A 21,130-nucleotide genomic window follows, 5' to 3' on the forward strand; every position below is an offset into this window, starting at 1 on the left:
AATATTTATTTTGAGTGCGATGTAGCAAACGGCCGGGAGCATTCGAAGAAAGGAAAGTCGCTCCCATTTCGGATTACAGAGGTAAATTTCAATTAATCATATACATTTCATTCAATACGGGAATCCATACAGCATAATATGTATACAATAAGTTATGCACAACTGTTGATAAGTTAGTGAAAAAGGGGCTATAGCAGCCCCAATTGTTTTGCAAAGTTCGCTCCGGCTAAAAGTTTACTTACCCCTTCCTTTTCCCACCGTTCCGTATTCGCGTTGTTATACACCTGCTCGATTCTCAGCGCTATATTCTCCGCTGTAAGCTCTTTAAAGTACGCCGAGAACGATAACTCTTCCATTATAGGAGACAGCAGCATAAGCTTCCTACGCGCCTCTGCGCCGTGCTTTGTGTGGGTGAGTTTGGCCTTTAGGTCTGCTATACGAGCTGCGAACGCAAAGGCCAATACTTTGTTAGCCCCGATGGATGTTTTATAGGCGATTTGCTCCCCATATTCGTCCAGCGTCATGCCGCTTGAGTAGATCAATTCCGAGTATAGATTGTTCCAGGGAAACAGCGGACCGGGGCATACAGGCTTTCCTACCGCGTCGATCTGATAATGTCCGATAACAAAGTGACTGTTCAATTCGATTCGATGGTTGTATAAGCGTTCAACTTCCGCCTGAATGTACTTATGCAGCCAGCAGCTCGCCCAAAACTGTTCTTCCGTTATGTCTCCTTGGATTCCGTTTCCGGCGTATCCTTCATGTTCGATTGATACCCCGTACAAATTAGGATTGCCCATGTACTGGCTGATAATTGGAGCGATAGGACGAGTTGGCGAATATTGTATCTTGCCTTGCGTCCAAGCCGCCTGTTTGATATCCACATACTGTACGATTTCTCCTGTTCTGCTGATGCCGAAATGGGACGATGCGCGATTGGCCTTGTTTTTGAAGGTGTTGTACATGCTCCCCATTGTACCGGTTGATATATGGTCAACAATAATTAGTGGTTTCCACCCGTTTCGGCTCTGATAGCTCTCAACGGGTTTTTGGATAATGTTCATAGCGTCCTCCTAGTGGCTGTAGTCGGAACCGTCTTCCTCCGGCGGCGATTGCTCTTTATTTGCGTTGGCCTTATCAATCTTTCCCTCTATCATCTGGTAAACGGCTGTAGCGATCACCTGAATAACAATGTTTATCGCTGGCATCCATTGGTTAACGGTGCCTTCAAGGTCAATGTCACCAAAGATAAACCCAAACATGATGATCATATTAGGAATTGTAACCGCTAGAAACGCTTGAAATTTCCTCGATCCAAGCTTTTTAAGATACTCCTTCATGTTCTTTCTCCTCCTTGTATTCGATTTTGTGTATGACTGTATTTCCCTTTGTGCTGCACCTTGGGCACGGGAATTCGCCGAACATAAAAAAATAGAGGACGTTTTGCGACCTGGCGCTAAGATTGTTGACTGCTTCGAGGTAGGAGCATCCCATTCTAACCCCATCCTTTCCATTAATCGCTTTAGGTTGTGTATGATGATTTGTTGATTGGCTACATATTGCTTTGTCTCGCTCTCATCCTCCAGCAGCCAAGGGATATACTTCCTCAACTGCTTCTTCACCTTGCGTTGTTTGAGCAACACGAATACGGCAGTACCTAATGCGGTTAAGCCGAATCCGTTGCGCCAAACGGTATGAGCAATTTCGATAATAAGATCGTACATAGGCTTTGCTCCCTATGAGCAGAGTGTCATAAGCGTCTCGCGGTAAAAAGGAAAGGAGGACAACCAATAGGTCATCCTCCAAGGGAGATTGGCAGTATTCGGATTCGTCGAAAGTTATCATCGGAAATCCCTCGATACGCCCAACTCTTCCAGACGTTCAATCGCTTTAATCCGCAATAGGTTAATTTCAATCTGGATGTCACGTAGTAACTCTGAACGTTCTTTTGCGGTTAAAGTGGTATCACGTTGGGCTTCTTTCTTCATGGTATTAAAGTTGCTAATTGCTGTTGCCATGCTCTCCTTTTTGGTGCTTGTCACTTCGTCATAAGCCTTCTGATACCATGCTGGAAGTGGCTGTTCTGTTCTATTGCTGACCGCCTTCGCTTCCTTTACGATGTCACTCAGCTTGTAGTAATCATTAGAGATATCATTTTGCATAACCGGGTCTTCAAGCAGCCTCAAACGTGCGTTGACTTGCTCCATGATATTTCCCGAAATATCTCCTTTGCCAACATCAGAAGACGTGGGAAGACCGACTTTAGCTATATCACCACCGAATTTCTTGCCAAGATAATCAAAGGTAAATGCATCAATTCCCAAGTTCTCAGCCGCCCATTCACCTGCTGCGCTTGTTGTTTCGTTATGTTGCAGATATGTTGGATCACCTTGGTACTCACGTGGAATAATATCGCTACCAAAGTAATTTTTACCGTATCCAGCAGCTACCATAGGTTCCGCAATAGAAGATGCAAATGTTTTTTGTACGCCCCTATTGAAGTCTACCGCCTTGTTCTCTCCTGTGAATGTAGACAACGCACCAGAAGCATAAGAAGGCAAGAATGCGTCTAACCCCTCTTGAATGTTCTCCTTGGCATCCGGCATTTCCTCATTGTCTTTAGCCCACTTGTAGAAGTTTAATATTTGATCGGCTATATAAGCCTCTGTAGGCTCCACCGGAACGGTTATAAACTTCCCATCAGCAGTCTTTCCAACAGGTATGCTCTTTTCAGATTGGCGTCTGTATTGGTAATCAGGATCATCCTTGTAACGCTCATAGGCCCATATTTTAGCGGCTGCTGTTGATGCTATTAGAGCCGTTGCGGAAATAGGCTGTTCCTTGAATCGCTTTGCTACACGGTACGTTCCCTGGATGGCTGCATTGGCATAAGGGAAGACTGATTCAATTTGCGAACCTCTACGGCCCCTTCTTGACCAATTGACTGTAGCTTCACGACCTGCATCAACTGCTTTTCTCACAGCTTCAGGCGACCTGCTCCAGCCTTGTTTCCGCATTTGCGCCGAGTATGCTGCTATCCGTGGGATGTTCTCCATAGCGTCACCAAAGCCTTTTAGTGCGGTGAATGGATTGTATTTCTTTATCACATTCCATGCGTTCTGACCAGATAAGTAAGGATGTTTGGTAATGTCGGATGCCGCCGCCCTGACTCTTGAATCACCTTTCAGGAAAGCCTCATATCCTCCACCAGCACGGTAATAACTACGCGCTAGACGGGATATTCTCTCTGTTCCAGGTATGAAGCTAGGAAGCCAATCCGAAATTTGGCTAATCATTGCATGAGACAAATCGTATAGAAATGCTTTTTTGTTTTGGGACTGAGCTGCCGCAACAGGCAAGTCACGTAATGCCAAACGTACACCTTGTAACGGGGCCAATAAACCAGTAGCGGCGTGTTTCGTCGCCATTGATAGTCCGTTTGCCAGTTTCAGAATCCCTTCTAATTGTTGAGGTGTAATATCCTCGATAGCATTCAAAAGGCTAGGATCAGAAACTTTCATCTTGACCGGATTACCGTTCACAAGAGCAGTTACAACAGCATCAGTAGGTTTTGTTGCGTTCTTGGATTTGTTGAAAATAAGTGATAGTTCATTATTAAGCAGCTCCGCTACACCTTCTGGCCCATTCTCAGCTAATGCTTCATTGATGGCTTTCATTGATGCCTGCCGAGCCTCTGCTGTATCGTCCAGAATCTCAATAACACCTTTATACCGTTCAGGGTTTTGGCTCACACTTTCATAGATGTTCTGCATAGCCCTGTTACGCATCATGGCCTGATAAGAAGAAGCGGTTGTCTCAATCATACCTTGGGCCGGATCAACAATTTTCAGTGTGCTGCCGGTTGCTTTTTTAACGGGTGCTTTCTGATTGCTGAATCCACCCTTAGAACTTCTTAAACCGATCTTGCTTCCAAGCGATCCTTTAGGAATCTGCCGGAACATTGGGGTGTAGTTCGGATTGGTTTGCCTCAAAATATCCACCGTTCCTTGTGGGATGATGCCTGACTGTACCCATAAATCCTGACGATTTCGGTTAAATTGGTTCCATTCGGAGCCAAATTGCTTCAACCATGGATACTGTTGCTCCATCTTTGCGACCAAATCCGAAGCCTCTTGTGCAGTTTGGGGGAACCATTTTTCCTTACCATATACCGCTTTACCTCTGTCCATACGATTTATTGCGTCCCGCGCAATGACATAACGATCAGCAATATGTTTCTGACCACGAGGAACCGTTGAGTAGACGTCCTTCAAAGAATTTCCGATTACATTTCCTTCAAGGTCAACAAACTTATCTTTGACACTTGTTGTTGCAAGGTTATTCGCCCTGGTTGAATCCATAGCCGCATCGTAAGTAGCGTTGTCAATCTTTTTAAATGGCGCAAACTTGTCGATGTAGTCCTGCTCAATGTTTTCAGCGACTTCTCTGCCCCGTGATAAAAGAGAACCTTGCTCTTTAGGCCTGGTTACGATATGTGTATCAATCAGTTCCTTGCCACTCTTAGATGCTGGTGTGATGCCAACCGATTGTTCTCCGAATAGACGATTAAACCAAGGGTCTTTAGGAGCCTCTACGCGCCTTACATTGGACGGTAACGCAGGAGGTTGCGACACTCTAGGCGTTACATTTGCATTGCTCACGACTTCTTGCGTGGCCTTTGTTCCTGCCTTCCGAGCGGCAGCACCTAGCGCTTTGCCTACAAGCCCTAATGCCCCTGCGCCACCACCGCCGTAAGCAGCGCTCATTCCAACATCACCAGCACGCTCCAATAAAGACTGGTTATTCCGTCCAGTTAATGCTTCTCCTGCTTCGATACCTGTACCCAATACAGCGCCACCAGCGATTCCACGGCCAACATTGCTTAGAAGAGATGCACCAGCTTTAAACTTTCCTGCGGGTAGCACAATCTGACCTGCGATTTGACCAGCTCGACCAGGAGCACTTTGCGTCATTCGCTCCGCCACTTCTGGATTTCCCATCAAACGCTCACCGTATGACGTTAGGCCTAGCGTAGCAGCGTCACCAGCGCCCTGAACGAATGCGCCCACATCAGTATTAGCAATCGCATTCTGAACGTTTGAGCGGTGTTCTCCTAGCTTTTCTGCGGCTCTCATGCCTACCGTGTCAGATTTAGGTTTCGGAAGAAGATTCGTAACGGGACTTAATGCGTCTGTCAGAAAGTCACGCGAGGCTGTCAGTGCCTTGGTAATAGGTGAATTTTCAGCATCAGCCTGACGTTGCGCGGCTAATTCTTTCCTGCGACGATCAAATGCTGTACCTTGCTCCGGTTTCTCTAGTATCTCTTCAAAAGTAGGTATAGCCGATCTTGGCTCACTCGCCTGTCGGTTATCCCTTATTTGCTCCAGAGTCGTAGGTAGTGCCGTTGTTGTAGGGCGTGTTACAGGTGGAGAAGAAGGCGCTAATGGCCTTCTGTCCACTACTGGCTTAGCCCTTTCTTCTGCCCGGGAGATAGAAGCTTGGCGAGTATCTTCCTTTTGTTTCGCCATCTCTTCCCGTCTGCGATCAAAAGCAGACATAGTAGGCTTTCCTGATTTATTCGATGTAGGGGGAGTCGCTGTTTGTATGCCTAATTGTTTGCGGCGTTCATCGAATTTACTCACGTTTTCTCCCCCTTACTGTGGTAGTGGTATGCCAAATCGGTTGTAAAGCTTGGTTATGTCACTCTCAGATAGATTAGGATTGTTCAAAATCATTCCCTCATACCATGAACGCTGGTCGGCTGCTACAGGGCCTTGGACTTTCTTTCCTCCTGGAACATTATTAATGAGCCATGTTTCCATTTGAGAGGCGTTACGTGGCATATTAGGGTCACTAATTACGCCTCCAGTGTATTCTTTTGTCTTTGATGCTCCCTCACTAGCAGCTATTCTGGATTCCCTTTGCCTGCTAAGGTTGAGATTTGCCCAAGCAATCGCATTATCAATGCCATCCTGTTTAAGAATGCGGTCAAATTCCTGTTGCCATTGTGCATCCTTAACAGAATCGCGGCCTTGAGTGTATTCAAAATCTTGATTGTATCTCCGCACATCTTCGTTATATCCTCTGTCCGACTCCAACACACCACGTTCAAAGTTTCGGTCAGATTCAAGGACTCCGCGATTATAGTCGCGCTGGTCTGCTGAGATATTATAGTCTTGTTGTTGTCCGGCCAGTGTTCTCAATCCTGCTTGACCAAAATTACCGCGTGCATTATTTGATGTAACGTTAGCACCAAATAAGCTAGAGTCGACTCCTAACCCCTGCAATTGTGCACGCAACTGATCTCCTTGCGATCTAGCAGCGGCTTGCTGTTCAGGAGTCATGTTTGACCAGTTAGCCTCAGTAGTGGACTTGAGGTCAAGCAGGTTATTCATCAGTGTACGAGCTTCAGGCGACATGTAATTTCCCGTCAGTTGAGCTTCTGTCACTCCTTCGTTAAACTGATCGCCACGCAATGAACGCGCCTGAGAAAGAAGATTACCAGCATTAGCAAGTTGGTTCTGGTACTGACTGTATGCCTGTTCCCTATATTGAGGAATATATGCTAATGCTTCTTGCTCGGCGTTCTGCTGGATTTGCCCTAACTGATTTGCCGTCAAGCTGCTTCCCATGATCCCGCGCTCGTTCATGGATTCAAGAGTCGAATTTGAAGCTGACTGTGCTCTGTTCTGCGCCAATTGACGTTGTGCCTGATAAGCCGGATCAGTTTCAGGATTATACTGAAAAGGTGTTGCCATCAACTTCTCCAGATTAGAAAATGCTTCGTTCTGCTTCGCCATCCAATCGTTATATTGCGGACTAGAGAAGGTTGTTGGAGTCTTAGGTGGCTCTGGTACGCTAACTGCCGATGGCGCAGCTTGTGCCGGAGCAGTCTGGGTAGGGGCAGGCACAGAACCAGTAACAGGCGTCATAGTGGGCTTAGGTGTCGTTGGAGGGGCCGGAACCTTTGCAAGTTGTGCCTTGGACCATGCCTGATTACCTGTTGTCGCTTGTCCACCTGTAGACGTTTTGCCTGCTGCCATATTGCTCCAATACTTATATTGGTTGTCTGAAACGGCCATGGTTATCCTCCTTTCGGTAATAAAAAAGAGCCCACCTATTTGGTAGACTCTGTATATGATATAATTAATCTGTACGAACACTTGGGTGGAAGTATTGCCTCCAGATTGGAGGTGATGCTCATGAACTTTTCGTTGTCAGAAGTGATAATGCTCGGCATGTTTTTATTGGCCTTGCTAACATACCTGAAAAAACGAAAATAACCCGCCCAAGTCGCAAATGGTCCGGGTTATTCTCTGTCCTACTTAGGAGGTAATCCACCCAAGTTTCGTGCGGGGGAGTCGGCTGCAACCGGCTCCTTTTTCTATCCTAATCATATCATGACTGGTTTATACCTGCAATCATTGCTCAAGCTCTGCTTTGCGTGCTTCAAGTTCGGCTAGACGTTGCTCAAGGTCGGCTATTTTCTGCTCTATTTCTGATTTTTCTTCAGTACTTAGATCATAATACACCAACTGTGTTTTGTGTATTTTTATTAGTTGTTCAGCTGAGAATATCTCACTTTTTACATGTGAAAGAATCATATTCTCGATTTTAATTTCTTCTACATCTTGCACTATAGAGTCAATTTTAATCACCCCGCTATCAAAACTAACCTCTTTTCCAAGCAATTCGGATATTTCTTTTACTGGCAAATACGACGATCCATTATAGGCCAAAGGAGCATTTTTCAAAGCAACCTTTTGTCCATCTAATTCCACACTGTAATCCGTCCGAACCGATGCCGTAACACGATCAATAACTGTCGTTGCTGCCGCTGTTCCGGCTGTTGCAAACAATGCCCCTGCCGCAAATGCGATAATCATCTTCTTCATCTTCGACACCTCGCCGCTTTTTTGCGACAATTATACCATAAATTCCCCATTGCCTGTTAAGTTTATCCACCTAATGCCGCTATTCTCGCATCTAAACTTGCAGCATAAGTGTACAGGCCGCTTATTGATGTTTGCAAATTATCTAGTGCTTGTTGTAAAGTTTGCCCACTAACATTATTCCTTACCTGACTCCATGCAGGCAGTTTCACCTCTCCGGTTGATGAATTTGGTATGAGGTATATATTAGAAGCACTAATCAACATTTCCATGAAAGACGCTAATATTATGTCTCGATCCGAACTTAGTGAGTAACCTGTAGTCATATTAGACTGTGAAAATCCAGAAGGACTTCTCCAGGTAAGAGTAGGAGAACCGGTAGATAAGTCGAATGAATCCATAGAGATGTATCTATTAGCGTCCGCTTCTGCTCTGAAATGATTTTGCGTATTGCTCATAACCGCTCTAGGGTAGCCTGTACGGTTAGTAGATATAAGCGATCCGTAGATTTCTACCGACTCAATAATACCCGCGAGGATGTGACCCAGGTTAGCGGTAATGGCCGACAGTTCGTCCACGTCAATCGTTTCTGCAGTAAGCCCCTTAACGCGCACGTTCTCAAAATCAAGGTTCCCGTTTAGTAGGTAACGTAGTGTCTTTTGGAGTTTTGCCAGCTGCTCGAATGCTTCCTCTACCGTTCCTGGCTCTGTTACTACGTGAATATTCTGCGTAGGCATATCTTACCTCCTCATAGGCAGCTCTCGTAGCTGTCTGCTTATCTCATGGATACTTACAGGGCCAGTAGCTACAATCTTGATCCTGACCGCATTGGCGTCCGCAATCGAATTTGTAGGTACGAGCATCTCTTGAAACTGCATATTCGTGTTGGCCGTCAGCGTCTTAGCGAGAATCCAGTCTTCTCCTGATGGATATTTACTGATGTAGACAGATAGGGAACTTCCGGCTGCGATGGTAGCGACAATCCATATTTTGAACCAGTGCATCTTTCTGGAAATTGCTTCGGAGGTAAAGGGTTTTGTGATTGCCGTAGCCGTGATTGGAGTTCCGTTGTCCGTTGTTCCGCCTAACAGCAAAACTCGTCCGCTCTCATCCCCGAAATACATCTTATCTCCGACTCGTATCATCTGACATACGGCGATACTGTCCCATGTGTACCATGTTTGATGGAGTGGATAATATTGCAGAATGCGGCTATTGTTTGTAGACGAACCGTAAGGTATGCCGAAGTAGATGTATTCTCCGCTGCTAGCAGCTACACATTTTGCCGTCTGTTCCTTGTTGGACAGGTTGACATAGTTCTGAACAGGCTTTGAATACTCTCTCCTTGGCCTCATGCCGCCGCTATATTGGTAGATGCCGTCCCGGTTAATGATAGGAACGGTCTGGTCATATGCGGTTATTGCCTTATTGCTTGCGGCTCCTATGTCCGTTGCGATAGATTCCATGGCGTAGCTTTGCGGGCCTTTGCCGTAAAGCTCGAACATGCTGGAAGGTTTGAATACGGTGATATATCCGTTCCCCGCGCTCAGTCCGTTGATTGTCTCACCATCGGTTGTATTGACCTGTATCTCGCCTGCTCCGGCGTCTCCTGCGGTTGTCCAGTCTGTGGCTATGTTAAGGGCAGAGTAACGGAGAAAGTTTCCTACAGCGCAGTATAAGCGGTTGCTGTGGGTTGTTATGAAATTGCCGCCTGACGGAGCGCCTGCAAGGTTCTGGACGGTACTGCCATCATATCGTTTGATTGGGTCAACGCCGTTAGATGCAATAAGATTTATGTCAGAAAGGTTTCCCTTGAAGTTGCAGAATGTCCACTCAGCCGTGGTACTCAGTCCACTCGTCATTAGTGACCATCCTGTTACATCCCACCGTTGCCATGTGCCATCGGAAAATATGACATGTAACTCCTGATCTTTCCACGCTCCTAAACCTAATATTCTTTCGCTTGTCTGACCAATAACACTGTAACCAGGTCGAGTGGTTAGTCCTGGAGCGTTTGATGGGCCGAAGTTAATCAGTTCAGTGAATAGGTTGTCGGGAAGGTTAAACCCTTCATCATCCGGCTTGTATACGCCGTTAAAGTCACGTATGGGAATCGGATTACCTACGCCTCGTATCGCGCCCCAATAGGCCATTGTATCCCTCCTTTCCACGAAAAAGAGCACCCGTTAAGGTGCCCTCGTTATGTCGCAGTATGGTCCGTTTGTGAATTAATTTACTAAAAATATCCTCCTCTGGTAGAATGAAAGTTGTCGGAGACTATCAATTTTTGAGAGGAGGATTGCATTTGGCGACTTATAAATTAAAACCATTACTTGCGCTAGAACAAAGAGGAGTTATAGAAATCGATGTGTCTGGACCAGCACTATTGGGCGATGGTCCAGACAATTACACTTGTCCAAAATGCGGCAACATTATTGCTAAATCAGTAAAACTTTCGGATTTGACAAAGTACCTGAACGCAGCGTTTAAGTGCTACAATTGCAAACAAATCAGCAAGTTATAACTAATCCTTTACCAGAATTGGTTTGCTCAGATTGTATGTCTGTTTTCTTAGATCAACGTCAATGTTCATGATGATTGGCTGGTCTCCAACAAGTTTGAAGATCAGCCAAGTTCTAATTCTGTTTAACAATTCCCTCTCCTCCTTCCTTCTCGTCCGTTTACTACTCAGCAGTCGATAGCCGCTGCGAACTCTTCCAGCGTCTTCAATTGATCATATCCTTGCTCAAGGAAGTTCGATGCTCCCTCTTCGATAGAGGGTTCGAATGTATGAATGGACTCTTGAATCCACTCTTTACCCGCATTTGCTGCATCGATATTCGCATAGTATCGAACACGAAGAGAAATGCCGGACTTACCTCCGCTAAGCTCATCGATTCTCACGTATGCTTCCGGCAGTTGAATGCCGTGTACAGACTCAAAAGCTAGTTGTAACGCCACTGTTCGCCCTCCTATACTGTCGTGCCTGTAGCATCGACCCAGTTTGTTCCATTCCACCATATCGGCTTATTGAGCGTAGTATCGAAATAATTCATTCCTGTCGTCTGCCAAACTGGACGTTGTGCTGTCGTGCCGCTGAGAATTAACGGAATATATCGCACTTGACCGTTATTAAGAGATGAATCGCCATGCGTAATCCTCGCCCATCCTAATATGAGCCGGTTAGCGAAGTCCGCATTGAAATAAATACCGTTAGGTGTTCCGCCGCCCTCTGCCGCTACATTTTGCCCTTTTGCGTTTTCGGTTGGGGTACGTAACCCAAGATACAAATTATTAATTGGATACGTTGGAGTTTCGACGTACCAATCCCAATACTCGTTACGGTACGGCATTACACCAAGCAACCCGTTTGTACGTGCCATGTTATGGTTAAAAACTCTGACCACAAAAGCATCAACACTCAGCGTTGGTGACTCATCCAGGTACTTAAACCGGTTGCCGGATCCGCTTAATGTTAGTGTGTCGATTGTCAAAAATCCACTTAGGCAATTCCACCACAAGTATCCCCTCGTCGATCCGGTCGCCATATACGCATCCAAGTGAGTGATTCGCATGTGCGATCCGCGCACAACAAGCATAGCTCCCGTATCTGCTGCTGGTTGCCACAATTTAGCTTTGTTAATAACAACCTTACTGTTATTTGCCCATATCACATAGGTCAAGTCCGGGCTTTCGCAGCCCAAATTCGTACAATCAACTTCGGCAAAATTAAAGTAAAACATCGTACCCTTACAAAAATCACCGTAAACATTGACCATTGTAGAGTAGATCGAGGCCACACGGTATGCTATTTTTTCAGTATTGGCAAACGTGTTTTCCAGTAACAGACTCGTCCCGCCCAGCCCATTGTAAAACCCATAATCACCAATAAAAGTACAATCGCGGAACGACCAAGCCCAAGCCTCGTGGATATATAAAGCGTATCTGTCCCTTGACCCAACAGCTATCCCGCTTTTTGATGTTTCAAATGTAGCATAGTTACAAATCAAACGTGACCCCGTGTGCCCGTAAACACCATATGTCAATGATCCGTTGCTTTGATTATCGACTTTTATGTTCGTGAATTGGATCGCGGACCAATCATCTGTTATTACCATTGTGTCACCACGAATAATAATACAGGATGCATCAAGTCCTAACGCTTGTGTTTCTCCGTCTTTTTTAATGACAGATGCATTGTTGCCTTCACCAATCAATGCAATCGGGGCGTAAGAATACCCTCCGAATGGTGCTATCGATTTTATAAATAGCGGGCGCGTGATCCTGTATATGCCTAGCGGGAAATATGCACCGCCACCACCATTAACATAAATGTAATCTAACACAGCTTGAATAGCATCGGTATCATCGGTCACACCATCTCCCATTGCAGCAACAAGTGGTGCTGGTGGGAACTTAACATTTATTGATCGGGCATTAAGGTTTGTTGCAATATCCGCCAACTGTTCATTAACTTTTTCAAGTGCGGTTTCACCCAAATTAGCCTTTGCTATCATATCCTTCATCTGTTGCATAGCGATTGAATATGCTGTTTGCCCCACACTCTCACCTCACCATCTGATTGTTTCTTTTGCACGCCGCATCCCCATCTTCTTGAGGTCACGTTCAGCATCTTTGAATATGGAATCAAACTCTGCTTGAAAATTGTTTTTCATATCCGTGTCCCGTTGTATTCCTGCAATCCAGGAGGCGGCGTCATAAACGTACATTTCGTGATAGTCTTCTGGAAAATTAGGAGTCTTACTAAGCTCACTGGCGCTTAATGTAATAGGTTTGGAACGGTAGTAGATGAATCCCTCACTATTAGGCGCAGGAGCAGGACAAATAAACACAGCGCCCTCAAACGCTGTACAGAAGTAAGATGGCGGGTTCTGAACTTCAGGACTCACCTTTAGGTACTCTATTCCGTTTATAACCACGCACCTAACACGATCCTCCGGGCAATCCTCGGGCAAAGCATAGTAGGGTATTTCTGTGGTATAAAATCCATATATTGTTTCAGGCAGAACAAACTTTCTAAACAACCGCTTGGATAGCTCATTGAACCGTCCGACGATTTGACTGTCGGTCAGGTCATTGTGTATCTCAAGTCGGACACGCTCAATCAACTCTCCAGTGTTCATGCTCCCACCCCGCTAAAGTTGACCGAATGGCGGTCTGCTCGGTACATTTCCTTTGCAAAGTCCTCCGCAAGCTCCGTCGATTTGCGGTCGTTATCGGCTTCTCTTGCTGCGTCTGACTCTTCAACCTGTGAAACCGCGCTAAATCCATTTGCGGTATGGATGCGTCTGATATGGCCTACAATACCGCTGTGCAGGACAGGCCATCCAGGTTGCGGAATCTTCATAATGGCGTATTCGGTCATGCCGTCCATGATTAGATGTTCACCTGTATGTGGATTCCACATGAGGTAAAGGTGTTCGTCGTATGCTTGCAGTTGCTTTTCAACGTCATACAGGTCGTTTGTCATAACTCTGGTGAATCCATTAGCGTAGTGTCTGTTCATTTGATCTCCTTTCAAGAAAAAAAGGAGCCCGAAGGCTCCTAGATTAATAACCCGTAGGCTCGTTAATGTCATTCAACGCGCCGAATGCGTTACGAGCGTGGCAGACCATTGTTTCGTAGCAGAATGCCGTTGCCTCGTATGCAGGCTTGTTAGGAACGCGAGAGAACATCGAGCCATCCTCGTCCATAAATGCCAGTTGGGAAGTGTAGTAAAGTCCAAGGTCATCCCAGTTGCCAGCCCATACACGATTAGAAGGCATGTAACGGTCAACCAGGAGAGGCAGTCCGTCGAATTCAATTGCTTTGTATCCGCCTTCCAGTTCCATCGGGTTAACGAATCGTTTAAGAGATGTCAAAACGCCTTCATAAGCTGCACGAATGCCGTGGGAACCAGCCAGCCATTGCACGTTTTTGCCGCTCACAATGTCGATACGGTCTACCAAGCTACGAATAAGTGCGTCAGAAATGGCGCGTCCTGTACCGCTATTACCAAGGATGTTCGCCTTCCACCAAGCGTATGTTGCAGGGTTCAGTGTTTGAAGCGTTCTGGTGTCGCTGATAATACCAGCAAGGCCCATAGGCTCAAGGTTAAGAGATCCACTGTTAACCGCAAAATCACCTGCAGCTGTAGTAACCGCTGCGCCGCTGATGGAAATCGTTTTTGCGTTGTAATCAACTGCCGTTACCACACGTCCTGTAACGTCCACCGTCACGCCATTGCTGTCAATGATATCAATGACCTGACCAATGAAGAACAGGCGCACATCGTCCACCACAAGCGTTGTAAGTGCTGTGTTGACCGGGAATGTTGCGAGTTTACCCGATCCGTCACCCAAGGAAACGCGGCGCATGTAGTTTTGGAGGTCGGTTGTCAATCCTTTAACCTCGGATGTCAGTGCACGGATATAAGACGTTTCGTCGCGCTTAGATGCTTGAATCGTCGCGTTGGACACCTGTAAGCGTCCGTGAACGTAGGCAACATTGCCCGTCGATCCTTTGTATCCTTGTTGGCCAGCAGTAGGCAAGTCGCCCATTTCTGTGCCAGCTCCTACGCCGGAGTTACGTCCGAAGTGGTGGGCGATATAGAAGTTTCGACCGTCACCGTCAATCTTCTCAGCCTTTTCTTTCAGCTTTTTGATGAAATAGTTGGAGCCGTTGTTGACCTGTTCCTGCACCTCTGGCAAGTAGTCAATTTTCAGTGCATCTTCAATTGTTGATAATGTCGCTGGCATGTTATGCCCTCCTATTCAGCCGACCTGGATGCAATGTGCCTAGCAATAGCACGTTGTTCTGCTCCTTTGAAACCACCACCTGTAGGTGGTATTGCCTGAGCTGCTGCACCTGTCGAACCTTCTGTTTTTACTCCCTTTTTGGAGTTGAGATATTCTTTTACTGCGTCTTCCTTAGCGGTAGCAAGCTTGGCTTCCAAAATGTCCGCCTTCATTGCTTTAAGCGCCGCCTCCGGCTTGGTGATTCCGTTTTCGTGCATGTAACTCCACAGTTCCGTGTGGCTAACTTGCTTGCCATCAATCTGCTTGTCCGCTACAAAGTCTTTCAGGGACTGTTCAAACTCTGATGCAGCCTTCTCCTGGTTGACCTTGGCTTCCAGTTCGTCAGCTTTAGCAGCCTTCGCTTCCAGTTCGTCAATGCGTTTCAGGACGCTTGCAGGTACGTTCTCCTTGTCAGCACGTTCCTGCAACTCCTGAAGCTCAATTTCTTCTTTCAGTGTCATCATGTCACTGAATCCGCTGGTTTTTTGGAGGTATTCGGCGGCTTTTTTGTACGTGTCATGTTCCTTGTACTCGTCGCGGATGCGTTGAATCTCTGCATTCTTGTCTGCTTCCCATTTGGCTTGAGCTGCAGATAGTCTCTTCGAGAATGCAACGTCCTCTTTTCCCGGCTCGGCGGCAGCGTTGTCTTCGCCCGTTTGGGGTGGTGGTACTTGTTCCTCGGCGGCAGGAACGGATTCTACGCCCGGATCTTCCGAAAACATTTGCAAATCAAGGGTGTGTCTGAACTTTCTCATTGATAATTCCTCCTGTTATGCGGCGGCCATAACGAATCGACGCCCGTACGATTTAACTGCATGAAAATAGGCCCGAAGGATTCTCACCCTGGGCCTGCTACCGTCTCATTGCTGCTGTAGCAAGTTGTGTCTCTGCTTTCAGAGCATCCCTTGCAATAGCTGATTGTTGATCCATCTGTTTCATTTCCACTTGCGCTTGTCTATCCTGCGTCTTCTGCTCTGCCTCTTGTTGCTGAGCCTGCATTTGAGCCTGTTGCTGGGCCATCATAGGCGCGTTAATCCTATCAAGATGTTGTTGATAGTGTTGATCTACTACATCCCTCATAGCAGGCGACATTTGGCGATAACGACTCGTCTTCCGGAACGTGTTGTGTATCTCAATATGGATATCGTCGTTGTCGCTGTCCCATATCTGCGGTATGCCCGGGGGAGGTTGAGGCATCATCTGCTGTATGTCTGCAATCACCGCCGGATTCCCCGTTTGCATAGCTTGTTGAGCTGTAGCTTGGAACTGCTGCATCTGCATCTGATATATCTCAAGAGCCTGCATAAACTCCTGATCCTCTGCCAAGTCTTCAAATGTTTTGTTCTCCATCTTGGCATTGTTACTGTCGAGTGCGTCCTGCTCGAACAGTTCGGTGGAATCACCCATGCCCATTAGCCTTAGAAGCTTTGTATGGTCAGGAGTGCCGTCTTTCTTGACGATTGCACCGGCTCCCCACATGGTCATGATGCGTTCCTGTTGAGCTGCCTTCATTTCCGGAAGGCTGGAACCCTGGACAATGTTGACGTCCTCGAATCCCGTCAGGTCAGAGCCGTTAAAGCTGATGATTTCAATTTCGTTGTCCTCACCAACCAACCGCGCTTGCCTTTCCTCTGTGTAATGAGCCTTTACAAGCCGGAGGATGCGCTGCATGACCTTCTTCATGCCCTGTTCATAGTTCTGAGCGGCTACTGCAAGCTTCTCATTCTCTTGCTCGACCATGATTTCGAGCCCACCAAGCGTGTCCAGACCAGCAGGCATTCGCCCTTGGCTGACCTCTCTCGCTCCGCTGGAGTCATCTATGTCAATGGCGTTGTTAGCCAGTTCTTGACCGTAAAAAGAAGGAATGTCCGGCGCGTCTACTCGTTCAGGCTTCGCACCAGCGACAGGGTTATAGTCGATGATGCCGCTGATTTCGTTCGTCAGTTCCTCTTCGTCTACGCCGCTGCCGATAGGGTTAAGCCACATGGCATTACCCATTCTACGAGCGTGTGTCGCAATCATAGAGCGCATGGTATTGATTTCCCGTTGTGGATCAAGCATGTCAGTTACGATAGCGTCATAAAGATTGCTACCAGGGATAGGGATATACCCGAACAGTTGATATGGCAATTCCCCTGATGCCTCGCTGTAGTCCAGTTCGACGCCATTACAGACCGTGATCTTTACGCCCTCTGGATACCTCTTACAGGGCTTGTACCACAGTTCATAGACAAGCGCCTGATTCTGCATGCGAGTAATCTCATAGGCTCCTATTCCGTCTGCTGACATTCTGGTGATGTCGTAGCGATTGAGGTAGCCAACATTGGCATCAGGACTGACCCTCTTACCGTATTCCTCGAATATTTCGTCAACGTCACGGGCTTTTCGTTCGATAATCCACCGAATTTCATCCTCGCAAGTAGCTGCTGGGTCAGAAAATACCGTCAGAGGATCGCACACTCTTGCACGAATGACGCCTTGATGGATGGGCTTGGAGCCACCTTTCACCCATTCCTCGTATCCTGGATCATTTTCAGATGGTGATATCTCATCTCCGGCAGTATCGTCATACCACGTTTTAATCCACCCACGCTTTTGAATCAGCATGTACAGGAATAAATCCTTCGTCTTTCGACCAAAGTCCAACTCCTGCCATAACGCATGCAGATACTTATCAGCAGCCTTAGCCGCATCAATGTCTACCTGCTCTTTACTGCCTGGCACAACGTCATATTTGAGCTTGTTTTTGATGTGTTTGGCTAGGAGAGCCATTACACGCGAACGAATCTTATTGCGTTTTACCCTGACCTCTCCAGATGCCAAAGGCAAGGTCATTATTCTCCGTTCTGCTGAATTCCAAGTGATCCACTGATTGCCAACAAAGTAGTTGATATTGACCAGTTGGGAGCGTATATCTGTCCAGTTCTCGGCGGAACGAAAAAGCAGCTCCACCTTGTCTGGTGTGAGCCGCTTCGATTCCGTTTCGCCTACTGCTATTGCGTCTTTGTCACCTTTCTTTGCCACGGCTCACCACCTCCTACGCATTGAGCGCCAGTTTTCTCAGCTTATCCTCGCCCAATTGAGGCGTGTATTCGATGCCCTTGGAATCAAGGTAGGCTTTAAGCTGGTCCCTGTCCATGTCGTTAATGTCACCAGCAATAGGCGTAAGAGTGATTTCGTAACCTTCAACCCTCACTTCCTCAATTTCAACTGGCAGCCAAGCGAAGGTAGCGTCAACCTCTGTCCGTTTATCAAAAGCGTCTGATTCGTCCTTGGCGGCTCCGAACTTTTCATCCCTACCGCAGATGTATTTGTACAGTTTCAAGTCCTCTCACCCCCTCACAATGGCTCTAGCTGAGGCGGTTCTTTATGCCCCTGCTGTGCTTTGATGATCTTTACCTCAGCTTGCTTCATTTCCCCGAATGATGGAGCTTGGATGCGGTCAAGCAACTGCTGACGCTCCTTGTTCCACTCAATTTCACGCTCACCATGCTTCATAATCAGGATTGAAACGACTCGTTCTCGCTCATTTCTAGTTAGGATGATGACCGTCAGTAGGGCCGTAATGACAATCAGCGATAACGCCATTACAGCGTATAATTCAGGACTCATAGGCCACGCTCCAACATCCTCAGGCCTAATACTGTACTTATCCCCGCTGCTGCCATCAGACCGATTTCTCTATTCGTAAACGATTCACACTCTCTCAAGTGCCAAAATACATCCTTTTCTTGACGAATCGCCGTCCTTTCTTCAGGACTTAGATTCGGATTGTCTCTAGACTCGTGTAATGCGTAAGCAAAAAAGTGATTTCCATCCCAGAAACCAACCGGGAATGTGTAACCACCACCATTTCCAACTTTTTCAAAATATTCTTTGATTGTTTCCTCAATCTCTTTCTCCCTTGTCACAATGCCTGCATCCCCTCTCTACGTGGTTTATTGAGTTTGGCAATGTTTCTTCTCGCTCTGCCCTCTGCACTATTATCATGATCTTGCTTCTTCTTCATTTTTTCGATGAACAGCATGCACTCGTCATTCATGGCATAGCGCGTTGCGTCAATCGAGTGGTTGTTTCGATCCGGGAACGCTGCTTTAAAGTTGCCGTTAGCATCCTTGTCCAGCTCGTATGTCAGAAACTCACGCGCAGTCTCCGGGCATCGTATATCGTCAATTATGATAGCCTCCAAGTCCTGGAGGAACTTTATGCCGTACTCTACAGAGTCAGGCCCCTTCTTCACTGGCCTTATCCGCAATCCGTACTGGTTAAGCTCGCTGATGCTCTTAGGCTCTGCGCTGTCCGCTATTACTTCGGTGTTATCGGTGTTTTCCTCCGTGATGTGACGATATGCCGCATGGTTAGATAGGCCGACTTTGTACAACTCATGAAAGATGTATAGCCGCTTATGCTTGCGGTCATAGTGCATAACCAAGTAAGACAGAGGGTCAATGGCGTAACCAAAGTCAAGACCACGCCTGATGGTGTGGAACTCTTCGATTTCTTCCTCGCTGATCCTGCGTATCTGAACATTCTCGAATACTTCCCCACCTGTACCCGTTATAGAGCCAAGGTATTCATGCTCATAACTGGTAGGCTTCGTCTCTTTCAGATGTTCAGCCTCGATGATGAACTGTTCCCCTAGCCAATCCCTCGAAACCGTTAGATAGGTGCTGTGGTGCGTCAGACGATCTTCGCGGGTAAGCTTCATTTCGGCATTAACCCAGTTATTAGCTGACTTCGGTGGGTTGTAGGAGTAGAACACAATGAACTTCGGCCCACCGCGCATTAGAGACTGGTTAATCATCCGTATTTCTTCCATGCTGGTGAACTCGTCCAATTCCTCGTACCAGATAAACTTTGTATAACCCTTGCTGAATTTCATGGACTTGATCTTCTTAGGCTTGTCAGCTCCTCGAAAACGAATCTCTTGGCCGGTTGGAAGGTACGTCAGAACTAGCTTTTGTTCTGGTATCTCCCAATACTGCTCAACGCCCAGCGCTTCAATTGCCCAAGCTAGCTGTTCTTTAACCGACTCGCCCAGCGTATCCTTGACCTTACGCAGTACGACGGCATTCGCCAAAGGGTCTTCCATGATGCCCAGGATGATCTCCGTCCCAACGAATGAGGACTTGGTGCTTCCACGTCCACCTGACAACCAATAGTGCGTATGATTACCGTCATGTATATCCCAATGAACATCGTAAAACGATGGTGCTATCACATTTGTTAAATTAATCGTTGGACTACCGCCGTGGAATGTCATTGATGATTTTCACCCCAACATCTCCAGAGTGCTTTATGCGGTCCTCCCACATGCCATATCGCTTACCAAGCTGAACAGCAGCATCTTTCCTATCGCGTACAGATGTCTCGAATCCCATCTGATCTTGAACTTCTCCACGCATGACGGAGGTTAGAAATTCGAGTATTTCATCTTGGTTAGCTACACGATCAGCCTCTTTGCTCAACATTCTTTCTTTGATATAGGCGTCAATCTCAACTTTCTTCAACAACCTACTGCCAATACTGTAGGCTGTCTTTTCACTGTAACCAGCCTTCTTTGCTGCCTCAGTTGCGTTCTGTGTCTCAATGTAATAATCAGCAAATGCTTTATGTTGCTCTCTCACGGCTCTTCACCACCATATGCTTCAGGAGATCAGCAGCACTAGAAAATTCATCCGTGAGCGGAATCTTCTTTTTCTTCTTCTCTCCCGTTTTTTTGTTCAGCTTCTCCCCCTCAATCCAGAAAGTGAGTTTATAACGCGAGTAAACACTGTCGAATTGTTGAGAGTATCGCTGTTCTTTTGATAGCGATACATCATGTCCTTGCCTGCCAAGCTTCATCAGCAATAACTTTATGTTTCGCTCCATATTCACAACAAACACCCCCCAATTTGCACTAATTTACTGATTTTAAAGTATTTACCTCGAAATATTTGGTAGTTATTTGCACTTTACGACTAATGGACACCACGAATTAACAGTACATCATCTTCACCAAACACCTTTTCACGCGCCTGAGCCCTGCTGATGCGGTTATCTTCCCAGCACAGAAAGAAAAGGTACTGCCTCTGATATGTGCCGTCTACGTTCTCCATTTCGCCCTTATAATCGACAACTTCACATACAACACTGGACCTGTCTCCGGCGTCCTCTATAAGAGGATTGAAGTACCAGTCATGACGCCTCATAGGGTCTTCGCTCGTTTCCTTGATCGTCATTTCAAGGGTATACGCCTTATCGCTTATTTGCGTGATTACCATGCTATCCCTCCAATGCAAAAGAGAGCCGTATAGGCTCCCTCAAAAAACTATGTTAAGCCGATATTAGCGTCGGCTCAAGCGCTTGCGTGGTCATGGGAGAATGGCCCATGAATGATACGGGCTCCTAGACTCCGCGCGTCTCTCTTCCGCCACCACGCTAACTTGAGATTCCGGCAGA

Annotated in this window: 22 protein-coding genes; 1 reads left to right on the plus strand and 21 read right to left on the minus strand. The window is 46.7% G+C overall.

The window, feature by feature from the left end:
- Positions 1 to 188: 188 nt before the first annotated feature.
- The 7 genes from ACX93W_RS26580 to ACX93W_RS26610 all read right to left on the minus strand — a co-directional run bounded on the left by ACX93W_RS26580 (position 189) and on the right by ACX93W_RS26610 (position 10,045).
- Positions 189 to 1,064, minus strand: a complete 876-nt coding sequence (locus ACX93W_RS26580) for an N-acetylmuramoyl-L-alanine amidase (protein ID WP_459395392.1) — start codon at positions 1,062 to 1,064, stop codon at positions 189 to 191.
- 9 nt (positions 1,065 to 1,073) lie between these two features.
- The gene (locus ACX93W_RS26585; protein WP_459395393.1) at positions 1,074 to 1,724 is read right to left on the minus strand and encodes a hypothetical protein; all 651 of its coding nucleotides are present in this window, start codon (positions 1,722 to 1,724) and stop codon (positions 1,074 to 1,076) included.
- Between the two features lie 117 nt (positions 1,725 to 1,841).
- Positions 1,842 to 5,642: an LPD38 domain-containing protein gene (locus ACX93W_RS26590; protein ID WP_459395394.1), complete on the minus strand. Its 3,801-nt coding sequence runs from the start codon at positions 5,640 to 5,642 to the stop codon at positions 1,842 to 1,844.
- A 12-nt stretch (positions 5,643 to 5,654) separates the two neighbouring features.
- A complete protein-coding gene (locus tag ACX93W_RS26595) occupies positions 5,655 to 7,082 on the minus strand; it encodes a hypothetical protein (RefSeq protein ID WP_459395395.1) in 1,428 nt (475 codons plus the stop codon).
- A gap of 339 nt (positions 7,083 to 7,421) precedes the next feature.
- Positions 7,422 to 7,895: a stalk domain-containing protein gene (locus tag ACX93W_RS26600; RefSeq protein ID WP_459395396.1), complete on the minus strand. Its 474-nt coding sequence runs from the start codon at positions 7,893 to 7,895 to the stop codon at positions 7,422 to 7,424.
- 62 nt (positions 7,896 to 7,957) lie between these two features.
- Positions 7,958 to 8,629 carry a hypothetical protein gene (locus tag ACX93W_RS26605; protein WP_459395397.1) on the minus strand — a complete coding sequence of 224 codons (672 nt, stop codon included), beginning with the start codon at positions 8,627 to 8,629 and terminating at the stop codon, positions 7,958 to 7,960.
- Between the two features lie 3 nt (positions 8,630 to 8,632).
- Positions 8,633 to 10,045, minus strand: a complete 1,413-nt coding sequence (locus ACX93W_RS26610; RefSeq protein ID WP_459395398.1) for a hypothetical protein — start codon at positions 10,043 to 10,045, stop codon at positions 8,633 to 8,635.
- 152 nt (positions 10,046 to 10,197) lie between these two features.
- On the opposite strand from ACX93W_RS26610, the gene ACX93W_RS26615 reads away from it, so the two are divergent.
- On the plus strand, positions 10,198 to 10,416 hold the full coding sequence (locus ACX93W_RS26615) for a hypothetical protein (RefSeq protein ID WP_459395399.1): 219 nt from the start codon (positions 10,198 to 10,200) through the stop codon (positions 10,414 to 10,416).
- Between the two features lie 164 nt (positions 10,417 to 10,580).
- On the opposite strand, the gene ACX93W_RS26620 is transcribed toward ACX93W_RS26615, so the two are convergent.
- The 14 genes from ACX93W_RS26620 to ACX93W_RS26685 form a co-directional block, all read right to left on the minus strand.
- The gene (locus ACX93W_RS26620) at positions 10,581 to 10,853 is read right to left on the minus strand and encodes a hypothetical protein (RefSeq protein ID WP_459395400.1); all 273 of its coding nucleotides are present in this window, start codon (positions 10,851 to 10,853) and stop codon (positions 10,581 to 10,583) included.
- 11 nt (positions 10,854 to 10,864) lie between these two features.
- The gene (locus tag ACX93W_RS26625) at positions 10,865 to 12,454 is read right to left on the minus strand and encodes a glycosyl hydrolase family 28-related protein (protein ID WP_459395401.1); all 1,590 of its coding nucleotides are present in this window, start codon (positions 12,452 to 12,454) and stop codon (positions 10,865 to 10,867) included.
- A 9-nt stretch (positions 12,455 to 12,463) separates the two neighbouring features.
- Complete coding sequence (locus ACX93W_RS26630; protein ID WP_459395402.1) at positions 12,464 to 13,036, minus strand: phage adaptor protein; 573 nt, start codon at positions 13,034 to 13,036, stop codon at positions 12,464 to 12,466.
- Positions 13,033 to 13,419 (minus strand): 2,3-dihydroxybenzoate--AMP ligase, encoded by a 387-nt coding sequence (locus ACX93W_RS26635; protein ID WP_459395403.1) that lies wholly within the window; start codon positions 13,417 to 13,419, stop codon positions 13,033 to 13,035. Before ACX93W_RS26635 ends, ACX93W_RS26630 begins: the two co-directional genes overlap by 4 nt.
- Before the next feature lie 43 nt (positions 13,420 to 13,462).
- On the minus strand, positions 13,463 to 14,650 hold the full coding sequence (locus tag ACX93W_RS26640) for a phage major capsid protein (RefSeq protein ID WP_459395404.1): 1,188 nt from the start codon (positions 14,648 to 14,650) through the stop codon (positions 13,463 to 13,465).
- 11 nt (positions 14,651 to 14,661) lie between these two features.
- The gene (locus ACX93W_RS26645) at positions 14,662 to 15,444 is read right to left on the minus strand and encodes a hypothetical protein (protein ID WP_459395405.1); all 783 of its coding nucleotides are present in this window, start codon (positions 15,442 to 15,444) and stop codon (positions 14,662 to 14,664) included.
- A gap of 97 nt (positions 15,445 to 15,541) precedes the next feature.
- Positions 15,542 to 17,713, minus strand: a complete 2,172-nt coding sequence (locus ACX93W_RS26650) for a portal protein (RefSeq protein ID WP_459395406.1) — start codon at positions 17,711 to 17,713, stop codon at positions 15,542 to 15,544.
- Between the two features lie 13 nt (positions 17,714 to 17,726).
- A complete protein-coding gene (locus ACX93W_RS26655; RefSeq protein WP_459395407.1) occupies positions 17,727 to 18,014 on the minus strand; it encodes a hypothetical protein in 288 nt (95 codons plus the stop codon).
- Between the two features lie 14 nt (positions 18,015 to 18,028).
- Positions 18,029 to 18,301 carry a hypothetical protein gene (locus ACX93W_RS26660; protein WP_459395408.1) on the minus strand — a complete coding sequence of 91 codons (273 nt, stop codon included), beginning with the start codon at positions 18,299 to 18,301 and terminating at the stop codon, positions 18,029 to 18,031.
- Positions 18,298 to 18,600, minus strand: coding sequence for a hypothetical protein (locus ACX93W_RS26665; RefSeq protein WP_459395409.1), 303 nt, complete (start codon positions 18,598 to 18,600; stop codon positions 18,298 to 18,300). The genes ACX93W_RS26660 and ACX93W_RS26665 overlap by 4 nt, the downstream gene beginning before the upstream one ends.
- Positions 18,597 to 19,952, minus strand: a complete 1,356-nt coding sequence (locus tag ACX93W_RS26670) for a PBSX family phage terminase large subunit (protein WP_459395410.1) — start codon at positions 19,950 to 19,952, stop codon at positions 18,597 to 18,599. The genes ACX93W_RS26665 and ACX93W_RS26670 overlap by 4 nt, the downstream gene beginning before the upstream one ends.
- Positions 19,933 to 20,316, minus strand: a complete 384-nt coding sequence (locus tag ACX93W_RS26675; RefSeq protein WP_459395411.1) for a terminase small subunit — start codon at positions 20,314 to 20,316, stop codon at positions 19,933 to 19,935. The genes ACX93W_RS26670 and ACX93W_RS26675 overlap by 20 nt, the downstream gene beginning before the upstream one ends.
- On the minus strand, positions 20,300 to 20,566 hold the full coding sequence (locus ACX93W_RS26680) for a hypothetical protein (RefSeq protein ID WP_459395412.1): 267 nt from the start codon (positions 20,564 to 20,566) through the stop codon (positions 20,300 to 20,302). Before ACX93W_RS26680 ends, ACX93W_RS26675 begins: the two co-directional genes overlap by 17 nt.
- An 83-nt stretch (positions 20,567 to 20,649) precedes the next feature.
- Complete coding sequence (locus ACX93W_RS26685; protein WP_459395413.1) at positions 20,650 to 20,952, minus strand: hypothetical protein; 303 nt, start codon at positions 20,950 to 20,952, stop codon at positions 20,650 to 20,652.
- Positions 20,953 to 21,130: the final 178 nt, after the last annotated feature.

The organism is Paenibacillus sp. CAU 1782 (assembly GCF_054551715.1).

Excerpts from the sequence above, each read along its gene's own strand:
- ACX93W_RS26580 (WP_459395392.1), bottom strand. The coding sequence starts at position 1,064 with ATGAACATTATCCAAAAACCCGTTGAGAGCTATCAGAGCCGAAACGGG.
- ACX93W_RS26585 (WP_459395393.1), bottom strand. The coding sequence starts at position 1,724 with ATGTACGATCTTATTATCGAAATTGCTCATACCGTTTGGCGCAACGGA.
- ACX93W_RS26595 (WP_459395395.1), bottom strand. The coding sequence starts at position 7,082 with ATGGCCGTTTCAGACAACCAATATAAGTATTGGAGCAATATGGCAGCA.
- ACX93W_RS26600 (WP_459395396.1), bottom strand. The coding sequence starts at position 7,895 with ATGAAGAAGATGATTATCGCATTTGCGGCAGGGGCATTGTTTGCAACA.
- ACX93W_RS26605 (WP_459395397.1), bottom strand. The coding sequence starts at position 8,629 with ATGCCTACGCAGAATATTCACGTAGTAACAGAGCCAGGAACGGTAGAG.
- ACX93W_RS26610 (WP_459395398.1), bottom strand. The coding sequence starts at position 10,045 with ATGGCCTATTGGGGCGCGATACGAGGCGTAGGTAATCCGATTCCCATA.
- ACX93W_RS26630 (WP_459395402.1), bottom strand. The coding sequence starts at position 13,036 with ATGAACACTGGAGAGTTGATTGAGCGTGTCCGACTTGAGATACACAAT.
- ACX93W_RS26635 (WP_459395403.1), bottom strand. The coding sequence starts at position 13,419 with ATGAACAGACACTACGCTAATGGATTCACCAGAGTTATGACAAACGAC.
- ACX93W_RS26640 (WP_459395404.1), bottom strand. The coding sequence starts at position 14,650 with ATGCCAGCGACATTATCAACAATTGAAGATGCACTGAAAATTGACTAC.
- ACX93W_RS26645 (WP_459395405.1), bottom strand. The coding sequence starts at position 15,444 with ATGAGAAAGTTCAGACACACCCTTGATTTGCAAATGTTTTCGGAAGAT.
- ACX93W_RS26660 (WP_459395408.1), bottom strand. The coding sequence starts at position 18,301 with ATGAGTCCTGAATTATACGCTGTAATGGCGTTATCGCTGATTGTCATT.
- ACX93W_RS26670 (WP_459395410.1), bottom strand. The coding sequence starts at position 19,952 with ATGACATTCCACGGCGGTAGTCCAACGATTAATTTAACAAATGTGATA.
- ACX93W_RS26685 (WP_459395413.1), bottom strand. The coding sequence starts at position 20,952 with ATGGTAATCACGCAAATAAGCGATAAGGCGTATACCCTTGAAATGACG.